At 67.0% G+C, this 9,376-nt stretch carries 11 protein-coding genes; 10 read left to right on the forward strand and 1 reads right to left on the reverse strand.

All coding sequences use genetic code 11. The features are described 5' to 3' along the window. Positions 1-271 precede the first annotated feature (271 nt). Positions 272-1,738: a tetratricopeptide repeat protein gene (locus C4U03_RS33920; RefSeq protein ID WP_103943893.1), complete on the reverse strand. Its 1,467-nt coding sequence runs from the start codon at positions 1,736-1,738 to the stop codon at positions 272-274. Between the two features lie 1,009 nt (positions 1,739-2,747). Here C4U03_RS33920 and C4U03_RS33925 point away from each other — a divergent pair. The 10 genes from C4U03_RS33925 to C4U03_RS33965 form a co-directional block, all read left to right on the forward strand. After that, positions 2,748-3,515 carry a helix-turn-helix domain-containing protein gene (locus C4U03_RS33925; protein WP_235018313.1) on the forward strand — a complete coding sequence of 256 codons (768 nt, stop codon included), beginning with the start codon at positions 2,748-2,750 and terminating at the stop codon, positions 3,513-3,515. Positions 3,516-3,599: 84 nt separating this feature from the next. Next, positions 3,600-3,992, forward strand: a complete 393-nt coding sequence (locus C4U03_RS33930) for an ATP-binding protein (protein WP_103943895.1) — start codon at positions 3,600-3,602, stop codon at positions 3,990-3,992. A 128-nt stretch (positions 3,993-4,120) separates the two neighbouring features. Further along, positions 4,121-4,255 carry a hypothetical protein gene (locus C4U03_RS42690; RefSeq protein WP_268817567.1) on the forward strand — a complete coding sequence of 45 codons (135 nt, stop codon included), beginning with the start codon at positions 4,121-4,123 and terminating at the stop codon, positions 4,253-4,255. Between the two features lie 122 nt (positions 4,256-4,377). Continuing rightward, positions 4,378-5,220, forward strand: coding sequence for a sigma-70 RNA polymerase sigma factor region 4 domain-containing protein (locus C4U03_RS33935; RefSeq protein WP_103943896.1), 843 nt, complete (start codon positions 4,378-4,380; stop codon positions 5,218-5,220). A 9-nt stretch (positions 5,221-5,229) separates the two neighbouring features. Beyond that, positions 5,230-6,054: a protein phosphatase 2C domain-containing protein gene (locus tag C4U03_RS33940; RefSeq protein WP_103943897.1), complete on the forward strand. Its 825-nt coding sequence runs from the start codon at positions 5,230-5,232 to the stop codon at positions 6,052-6,054. A gap of 122 nt (positions 6,055-6,176) precedes the next feature. Beyond that, the gene (locus tag C4U03_RS33945) at positions 6,177-6,560 is read left to right on the forward strand and encodes an SCO3933 family regulatory protein (protein WP_103943898.1); all 384 of its coding nucleotides are present in this window, start codon (positions 6,177-6,179) and stop codon (positions 6,558-6,560) included. 14 nt (positions 6,561-6,574) lie between these two features. Next, positions 6,575-7,918, forward strand: coding sequence for an FtsK/SpoIIIE domain-containing protein (locus C4U03_RS33950; protein ID WP_103943899.1), 1,344 nt, complete (start codon positions 6,575-6,577; stop codon positions 7,916-7,918). 103 nt (positions 7,919-8,021) lie between these two features. Beyond that, a complete protein-coding gene (locus C4U03_RS33955; RefSeq protein ID WP_146087616.1) occupies positions 8,022-8,336 on the forward strand; it encodes a hypothetical protein in 315 nt (104 codons plus the stop codon). Next, positions 8,333-9,172, forward strand: a complete 840-nt coding sequence (locus C4U03_RS33960) for a DUF2637 domain-containing protein (protein WP_103943901.1) — start codon at positions 8,333-8,335, stop codon at positions 9,170-9,172. The genes C4U03_RS33955 and C4U03_RS33960 overlap by 4 nt, the downstream gene beginning before the upstream one ends. Positions 9,173-9,194: 22 nt before the next feature. Further along, a partial coding sequence (locus tag C4U03_RS33965) for a hypothetical protein (RefSeq protein WP_146087617.1) occupies positions 9,195-9,376 on the forward strand: 182 nt, incomplete at its 3' end.

A 9,376-nucleotide genomic window follows, 5' to 3' on the forward strand; every position in this document is an offset into this window, starting at 1 on the left:
GCCTTCGCGGCTCTGCTCAGCTCGCAACGTGTGTCGACGTGTGGGCACGTGAGCCGTTGTGTCCCCCTTGCTGTACCTGTCTGCTGTGCAGTAACCCGCGTGCCCTACGTCAGTACCCGACGTTTCAGAGGGCAAGCCGACCCGGAGCGCAGGGCCGGCCACGGCCCGAGCACCGGAAGCGGCGCGGCAGCGATCGCCCCAACCACCAACGGCACTCAACCACCCACGCGATCGTAACGGCCTGTGGTGTCACACTGTCCCTGGGCGCCATCTAATTCTCGTCATGCCTTAGATGGTTGAGATTGCTGCGAATAGTTGCAGTCAATCGATGCTTGTCTCCAAAGACGCGCAGACTTTTCTCGAGTGCGTCTTCCAGCAGGAAGATCGCTCGGTCTACGTCGCCCGCTGCTTGATAGGCATATGCAAGATTGTTTCGGACGGTTAGGGAATCCGGATGATGCTCGCCCAGCACGCGAACGCTTGTGGTGAGCACATCCTCATACAGAGAAATGGCTCGCGAGAGATCGCCGATCGCCTCGTAAGCGCTGGCGAGATTATTCCGCGAAGTCAGAGTGGCCGGGTGATCCGAACCCAATATTCTGATTCGATCCCTGAGAGTGCCTTCGTAAAGAGATGCAGCTCGCGAGAGGTCACCGATTGCCTCGTAGGCGCTAGCGAGATTGTTACGCGAAGTCAGAGTGTCCGGATGATCGGGGCCAAGAATTCTCATTCGATCGACTGCCACTTGCTCAAGTAGCGGGACAGCACGTTCGAGGTCACCGATTGCGTAGTATGCATAAGCGAGATTGTTACGCGACACAAGAGTGTCTGGATGCTCGTTCCCTAGGATCCTCTCACGGTCGGCAAGCGTGGTTTGCAAGAGAGGAATCGACTTGGCAAAATCGCCAACCTCCTGATAGGCGTAGGCGAGGTTGTTTCGTGCGGTAAGAGTGTCAGGATGGTCCTCGCCGAGTTCTTGGACGCGCTCACTCAGGACGCGCCCATAGAGCGGTATAGCTCGACCTAGATCACCTACTGTTTCATAGGAATAAGCTAGGTTGCTATGAGATTCAATGGTTTTTGGATGTCCACTTCCGAGTGCACGCTCACGCTGTTCAGCAAGTTGCTCGTAGAGCCGAACCGCGCCATCAGGGTCGCCTGTTTGAGTCAAGAGAAATGCTAGGCGGTGCTTTGTCTCCAATACGACCGGGTGATCATCACCCAACATATTCCGCTGACCCTCAAGGATCTGAACATAGAGGTCGCGCGCGTCGTTCCACCTCTCTGCCTGGATTGCTAGAGTGGCTTTATTGGTGAGTCCAACTTCGCCAGATGGGCGATTTTCTAGAGTTTCCAGTGCTTGAGCTAGCTCTGAAGGTAGCTGCCGATAATCATGAGTAGATTCTGCTTCAATGAGGACAATCCCTGATGAAGTGCTCACGGAACGCAGGCGCGCACTTACTGGATTAGTGGTCAGCAATGCAACAATTGATCGACCGGGCCAACTCGATGCCAGATCTGCTCGCGCCTGTTCAAGAAGCCGGACTATTTGGGAGTGGAGTGGCTGACGGCCAAGTCGTATTTCCATGCAGAGCAGCGATCCCCCACCATTAACGGCCACAAGATCTGGCTGCCAGCCGGCCGGTGCTATCTCGCGGGCTTCGGACCATCCGAGATTCTCCAGCGCGCGCAGGATAGACGCGACCACCTGTGACTCGTTTTGAGGCGAATTCATCATGATTGTCCTCACGGCCGGTGGGAGAACGTCCACCGCCCTCTTATGCGCGGTCTCAGTTGCTCAAATATGAACGGGAGCGGGAGGGTCAAGGCTGGCAATCCTATCGCGAGGATAAGGGAGAGGACATTGTAGTCGCGGGCATCGCTTTGAGGCTGATCCAGCTGACCCTTTACTAGAAAGATTGCCAAGACTATGAGAAGGACACTGATGACATAAGAGAGCTTGGCCGGGCGAGAGGTCATCGGAGATTCTTCTTCGGACCAGCTAAGCAACTCGCTACGGGATCTATGGTCCTCAAGAAGGCAGTACTTCACCTCCGCTCTCCTGAATCGGCCTCCAAGAGAGCTGATCAGTGCCGACGTCAACGCATCAGTCTCGCGGACCAACAGAGCAACTGCTGCCGGAACGGGCAAGCCACTTGCCGGAACAGTCACCGTAAAATCCAACGTCGATGTGGTATTGCAAAAGAATTCAACCTTGCAATTATTGAGATCTATAGCAAAATCAAGTCCACTTATTGTCAACCCCGGCAATTGGGTACGAAGAGAGGCATGCACATCGGATGGCTGCATCGGAGGATGTTTTATCTGGCCAGATACAACCAGCGCCATCCTGAAGTACCTCCACGAGTTCAATGCTGCCCTACAGGATCCCACGCTGGAGTGGCCATGTGCTCCATCTCCACAGGGTTGGAGCCGGGCGGCCGGGGCGGGACCGGCCCGGAGAGGCCGCACGCCCGGCCCGGCCGACCGGCGGCGGCGCGTAGCGGCGCCCTTGAAGACGTAGAGAAAGTCCTCATCGGGCAGACCCCTATTCTGAATATCCGCAGGTGAGAAGCCTGTGAGGGCGGACTGTCCCGGCTGATGGTTGACGGGTGAGTCTCAGCTGATGCGTGACAGTGTGCGGGTTGACTTGTCCTGGTCGGCTGCCGTGCTCGCTGGTGGTAGAACGCTCGGTTATGGGTGAGGACCGGCTTGCTGAGGTTGGGCGGGAGCTTCGGCGGTTGCGGATGGCTGCCGGGCTGTCCGGGATGGAGTTGGCTCGGCGGGCTGGGGTGCCTCAGCCGACGGTGTCCCGGGTGGAGACAGGTCGGCGGGTGGCTGATGTCGAGGTGGTGGTTCGGCTGCTCGGTGGGCTGGAGTTGGCACCGGCGGAGCTCGAGCGGCTGGCCTCGGTGGTGCGTGAGGCGTATGCGGGGTCGGTGCCTCGGCGGGTGGATGCGGGGGTGTCGTTCCGGCGGGGGTTGGCGGTGGAGCTGGAGCGGGCGGCCTCGGTGGTGCGGTCGTTTGAGGCGATGGTGGTCCCTGGGCTGTTGCGGACGGCCGGCTACGTCCAGGCCGCTAAACCGGTCTCGGCCGGGGACGGGGTGGAGCGGTCAGCGGTGCTCGGGGATGAGGGGCGCCGCTTCACGTTCGTGATCAGTGAGCACGTGTTGCGGACGTGGCCGGGGTCGGGGGCGTGCATGCCGGGGCAGCTTGCTCATCTGGTGGCGGTGGCCGGGCGGCCGAATGTGCGGCTGGGGGTGGTGCCCGCGGGGGTGGGTGTGGACTCGGGGTGGTCGGGGGTGCCGCTGCATGGGTTCACGCTGTATGACGAGGCGGCGGTGACGGTGGAGACGTTCACGCGTGAGCTGACGCTGACCGGTGAGGCCGACGTGCGGGCGTATGTGGAGATCTTCAAGGGGTTCGCGCGGTCGGCGGTGTTCGGGGATGAGGCGCTCGGGCTGGTGGAACGGGCGGGCCGGGATCTTGGAAAGGCCCTAGGCTCTATTCACTGAACGTATTGAATAGCCCCCTGGATCTGTCATACGCTGCATCGCCCTGGGGTGTGTAGCCCCCTAGACGCCTGGGTGGTGATGCGTATGGCGCGCTGGTCCCGGTTGTTCGATGGCAAACCCGAGTCGGTCGGTCTGGCGAGGAAGTTCGCCCGGCTGGTGCTGGTGGATCACGTCCTGGCCGACACGGTCGAACTGGTCGTCAGTGAGCTGGCCACGAACGCCCTGGAGCACACGAGCAGTGGGGATCTGGACGGGCTGTTCGTGGTCCAACTGGAGGTCTTCCCCGATCGCGTCGAGGTGGCCGTGATCGACATGGGGGCGGACAGTCGACCGGTCCTCGTCGGGGACGACCCGGCGAACGTGACGGCGCTCAGCGGGCGTGGGCTGCACATCGTGCGGGCGCTGTCCAAGGAGTGGGGCTGTGAGCGGGTGCGGGTCGGGCTGCGGGTGTGGGCCGACATCGCGTGTGAGGCGTGATGAGGTGGCCTCGTTCCTCCCGGTGCGGGACCCGGGACGGGTACATCGCTCACCTTCGTAAGGGTGAGCGGCCGTGTGATGACTGCCGTAGGGCGTACTGGCGGAACGGTCAGGGGCCTGATTGGGCGGTGCTCGCGAAGGCGTACGAGCGGGCGCTCGTACGGCTGTCATGGCGGCATCGTGAGGAGTTCAAGGCGCTGTATGCCGACGAGGTGGCCGACGCGATCACGGCCGGGGAGTCGGAACGGCGGGGCGGTTCGTGAGCGGTCCGCCGATCCCGCGTCGTCGGCGACGGCTGCGGGCGGTGAGCGCCTCGACAGGGGCCGAGTTTTCCCGCGTGATGTCTAGAGTCCTAGACTCGCTGCGAGAAGCGGGAGAGGGTGCCATGCCGGGCGAGTTCGAGCGCATCGCGCAGATAGAGGACCCGTACGAACTGCTGCGCGCGGCGACCGAACGTCTGGCTGAGGCACAGCAGGAGGTTACGGAGCTGGCGCGGTTGCGGCGGCGGCTGATTCAAGAGCTGCACGCGCAAGGGCTGTCGTATGCGCAGATCGCCTCGGCGGCCGGGCTCAGCCGCGGGCGTATCCACCAGATCCGGCACACAGGGCCGGCGCCTGAGGGGGCGTTCCTCGGCTCGGGTGAGGTCACGGTGGTCACGCCGCTGCGGCCCGACCCGGCCAGTGACCGGACGTATGTGGCGCTGGATGACCTGACCACGGGCAAGCGGCTGGAAGAGCTGGCGCGCACGTTCGATCTGTCGGTCAGCTATGACCATGTTTCGCTGTCGGGTGAGATCGACCTGAACCGGGCTGGGCTGCTGGTCATCTGCGGGCCTCGGATGTCTCCGGCGATGCATGAGGCGTACGGGAAGGACCCCGTGCTGGAGTGGGAGCGGGATGAGGTCGGGTGGCTGCTGCGCGACACCCGGGCAGGTCAGGAGTTCCGCAGCGGACAGGAGGAGGACCCGGTGCGGCCGTATGACGTCGGGTACCTGGGGCGGCTCCCCCGGCCGGATGGGAAGGGCTCGTTCCTGGCGATCGCGGGCATCCATCCTGAGGGGTCACTTGGGGTGGTGCATCTGCTGACCACTGACATCGGTTCCCTGTGGGGGCAGGTCGGCGGTGATCGGTTCTCCGTGGTGGTGGGTACGGAGTACGACCCGAACACCCATGAGCCGGTACGGACTGAACTGCTGACGCCCCTCTACCGGCACGACGAGGCGGCCTAAGGAGACAGGATGCGGGTGCTGATCGCCAGCGAAGCGGCCCGTCCAGGACGGGACAACGAAGACTTCGCGGCGGCGGCACCCGGCCTCGGAGTCCTCATCGACGGGGCCGGCGCCCCGGCCGGGCTGGAGTCGGGGTGCTCGCACTCGGTGTCCTGGTACGCCCGGACCCTCGGCGGGCTGCTGCTGGCCGAAGCCATCGAGACCAAGCTGAGCCTTGCGGATGCCCTGGCCGCGAGCATCGAGCGGGTCAACGCGCTGCACTCGGGGACGTGCGATCTCCGCCATCCCGGCTCACCCTCGGCGACCGTGGTGGCCGCTCGGGTGGTGGGTGACCGGCTCGAACATCTAGTGCTGTCGGACTCGGTCCTCGTCCTGGACCGGACGGGCGCTGATCCGGTGGTGATCAGTGATGACCGGCTGGCCGAGGTGAACCGCAAGCTCGATGACCCGGACGAGCGGCCTCTCCTGGGGACCTCCGAGCATGCGGCGGGGCTGCTCAGCCGAGTGCAGAAGCATGCCGCGTACCGCAACCGACCTGGCGGGTTCTGGGTCGCCGGCACCAAACCCGAAGCGGCCGAGCAAGCGCTGACCGGCTCGACCCCGCTGGATGAGTTGCAGGCCGTCGCACTGCTCAGCGACGGGGCAAGCCGACTGGCCGACCGCTTCGGCCTGATGACCTGGCCCGACCTGCTGGCCGTCCTCGACAAGAGCGGACCGGCCGAACTCATCGCCCGGACCCGCGAAGCCGAAGCCAGCGACCCAGACGGGGCACGCTGGCCGCGCGGCAAAGCCTCCGACGACGCCACCGCCGTCTACTGGGCACTGACCGACTGAGATTTTGTAGACCCCCCTAGACAGTTCGCCACCTCGTCGCTTACCTTGATTGAGTACCCCCCTAGACAGTCTCGGCATGGGGTCGAGAGCACTGTCTAGGGGCCTCGACAAGCGGAGTGCTCATGCGAAACATCCCGGTGGACGTCTCGGCGCTTACGTTCGTGTGCGTGTCGCCGCCGCGTCCCAAGCTGGTCGACCAGAACACCGGTGAGGTCCGGGTGGACCGCAACGGGCAGACGGTCTACACGGTGGGTCTGTCGGCGGCCGACGAGGCGGGGAACGTCGACCTGGTCAAGGTGGCCGTGGCCGGTGACCCGGCGGTGTCGATCGGCCAGGTGGTCACCCCGGTGGGGCTGGTCGCCTTCCCGTGGGAGCAGCAGCTCGGCGGCCGAATGCGGTGGGGTATCGCCTACCGCGCCGAGCAGATCATCCCGGCCGTCCAGGCCGCCCCGGCCTCGGTCGGGTCGGTGGGCTCGGCGGTGCCGGTGTCGGCGGACGTGGCCTGAACGGCGGTCCGGCGATGAACGATCACGTCCTGATGCTCGCAGTCTCGGCCGCCGTCATGGTGGCCGGGCTGTGGGCCTGGCGCCGCTGGCACCCGGCGTCGTTCTGGTACGGCGTCGGCTACCCCTCCCGCACGGTCTTGGTGTATCTGACCTGGGCGCACGTGGCCTCTGGCTGCGGGCTGTCCCGCAGGCGGCGGCGCTGGCGCCTGACCCTGGACGCCGTCCCGGTGGCAGGGCCGGCGGCCCGGTCGGTCACGGTGGCCACCTACAGGCGGCGGATGCGGCGGGTGGACGTCGAGCGGGCGCCCCGCCTGGGCTGGCTGCGCCCCACCCGGCTCGGCTGGCGGGTGCGGGTCCGGCTGCACGACGGCCAGGTTCCCGCCGACTACGAACGCGCGGCCGAAGGCATCGCGCACGCCTGGCGCGTCCACTCCGTCCGCGTGGTCGACGTCCGCCCCGGCAAGGTCACCTTGTGGGCGACCATGCGCGACCCCCTCACCGAGGTCACAACGGTCCCGGAGACCGGTGAACTGCTGACCGTGCGGCCCGGGAAGCTGGAGAACGGCGCGGACTGGGTGATCGACTTGCGCACCGTGCCGCACTGGCTCAACGCCGGAGCCACCCAATCGGGAAAGTCCAACCTGGCCAACGCCATCCTCAAGGGCCTGGCGCCTCAGCCGGTCGCCCTGGTCGGCTTCGACCTCAAGGGCGGGGTGGAGTTCACCCCGTACGCGCCCCGCCTGTCGGCGCTGGCCACCACACGCGCCGAATGCGTGGGCCTGCTCGGTGACCTGGTCGCCGAGGTCGAGACCCGCATGGCCACCTGCCGGGCGCACGGGGCGCGAAACGTGTGGAACCTGCCCGACCACCTGCGGCCCGTGCCCATCGTGGTCCTGGTGGACGAGGTGGCCGAACTGTTCCTCATGGCCGACAAAAGCGAAAAAGACCAGGTGGCCAAGACCGGTACCGCGCTGCTGCGGGTGGCCCAGCTCGGCCGCGCGTTCGCCGTCCACCTGATCGTGTGCGGGCAGCGCATCGGCTCCGACCTCGGCCCTGGCGTCACCGCCCTGCGCTCCCAACTGTCCGGCCGCGTCTGCCATCGGGTCAACGACCCCGAAACCGCCACCATGACCCTGGGCGACCTCGACCCCGCCGCCCTCGACGCAGCCCGCGCGATCCCGGCCGAGACCCCGGGGGTGTGCGTGGTGGCCGGCCAAGACGGCACCTGGCACCGCGCCCGCTCCGTCTACGTCCCCGAACACGAGGCCGAACAGGCCGCCCGCACCTTCGCGCACCTGGCCCCGGACTGGGCCGACCTGATCGGCGGACCGCCCACGATCCGCCCGGCCGCCGCCTAACGGCACTGCCCTCCCCCCTCTCCCTTCTTCCGGCTGGCGTGAGCCCTGATCGCGCTATGTCCCTCCCCGACCCATGTCCGAAACCGACCCGATGGAGTTGCCCGTGACCGCCCGCGTGATCGTCCTGCGGCCCCGTCGCCTGACCCGTCCTCCGGTCCGTCCTCGTCCCGTCCCGGCGCGTCCGCGCCCCGTCCCGGTCCGTCCGCTGCCGTCCCGCCGCCCCGGCTCGTCCGTCCTGGTGGGGCCGGTGGTGGAGTGGGACGGCGTCCGCGGCCTGCACACCGCCACCTGCGGCCGGTGCGCCGAGACCATGACCGCCGTCTCGGCCGGTCGCGCCTACGGCTGGGCCGAGGACCACGAGTGCGATGCGGAGTTGGCCGCGCTGCTGGCCGACCTGACCGGCGGGACGGCGGCATGACCCGCCGCGTACTCCCGGTCGTGGCCGACTCCGGGCCGGTGATGATCTTGGCCGCCATCGCGGCGGCCGGGTCGTTCACCCACATCCGCGACACGGCTCGTGAGCACGGCCAGCACGGGTGGATGGCCTGGGCGGTGGCGGTCTGCATCGACCTGACCTGCGTGATGGCCGCTCGGGAACGGCAGCGCGACAAGCGCACCGCACGGGCTACCCGGCCGCTGTCGTGGCCAACGCTGGTCCTGGTCGGCGGCATCCTGCTGTCGCTGGCCGCCAACCTGGCCCAGGCCGAGCCGACCGTGTGGGGCTGGGTCACCGCCGGCACCCCGGCCGCCGCCTTCCTGGTCGCTGTCTCCATGCTCGAACGCCGCGCCGCCCACCGTCCCGCCGCGCGCCCTGCCGCTCGCTCTAACGCGTCGGCCCCTGATGGGCTGGCCGTCCCGCCGTCCTTCGGCTGTCCCGCCGATTCGTCGCCGTCCTCGTCGCCGTCCTCGTCGCCGGTCTCGGCGGTCCGGGACCGTGTCCGTCCCGAACTGGCCGCCCCCGGCCCTGCCCTGGTCGAGGACGGGCAGACCGAGGTCCCGCTCCCCGCTGCCGACCCGGCGGCCTCGTCCCGGCCGGACGACTCCGGCCGTCCCGCCCCGGCCCGCCCGGCCTCCGCGACGGGTCCGGCGGGTCTGGCGGGGCCGCTGGTGGAGTTCGCCCGGCGAGTGGCCGACGAACACCACACCCGACACGGCCGCCCCATCACCCGCGACGCCCTCCGCGCCCGGCTGGGCGTCTCCAACCAGCTCGCCTCCGAACTACTCCGCCAGATCCGCGACCAGTCCGCCGCCTGACCCCTACCTGGGAGGTATCTACATGACCGCCAACCCGATCGTTCCCGGTGACCTGTTCGCCCGCCACCAGACCATCACCGGCCTGCGCGCCCTGGCCGACTTCCTGGAAGCCAACCCCGCCGTCCCCGTGGACGAGTACGGCGAGGACTACAGCGTCTACACCCGCGGCCACTGCGACACCGGTCAGCGGACCGAGGTCGACCG

It is taken from the genome of Thermomonospora echinospora, assembly GCF_900108175.1.
Classification (GTDB): domain Bacteria; phylum Actinomycetota; class Actinomycetes; order Streptosporangiales; family Streptosporangiaceae; genus Thermomonospora; species Thermomonospora echinospora.

What these genes read in the sequence shown, in the direction of transcription:
- C4U03_RS33930 (WP_103943895.1), top strand. Translation starts at nt 3,600, where the DNA reads ATGGCGCGCTGGTCCCGGTTGTTCGATGGCAAACCCGAGTCGGTCGGT.
- C4U03_RS33935 (WP_103943896.1), top strand. Translation starts at nt 4,378, where the DNA reads ATGCCGGGCGAGTTCGAGCGCATCGCGCAGATAGAGGACCCGTACGAA.
- C4U03_RS33925 (WP_235018313.1), top strand. Translation starts at nt 2,748, where the DNA reads ATGGCTGCCGGGCTGTCCGGGATGGAGTTGGCTCGGCGGGCTGGGGTG.
- C4U03_RS33940 (WP_103943897.1), top strand. Translation starts at nt 5,230, where the DNA reads ATGCGGGTGCTGATCGCCAGCGAAGCGGCCCGTCCAGGACGGGACAAC.
- C4U03_RS33945 (WP_103943898.1), top strand. Translation starts at nt 6,177, where the DNA reads ATGCGAAACATCCCGGTGGACGTCTCGGCGCTTACGTTCGTGTGCGTG.
- C4U03_RS33960 (WP_103943901.1), top strand. Translation starts at nt 8,333, where the DNA reads ATGACCCGCCGCGTACTCCCGGTCGTGGCCGACTCCGGGCCGGTGATG.
- C4U03_RS33920 (WP_103943893.1), bottom strand. Translation starts at nt 1,738, where the DNA reads ATGATGAATTCGCCTCAAAACGAGTCACAGGTGGTCGCGTCTATCCTG.
- C4U03_RS33950 (WP_103943899.1), top strand. Translation starts at nt 6,575, where the DNA reads ATGAACGATCACGTCCTGATGCTCGCAGTCTCGGCCGCCGTCATGGTG.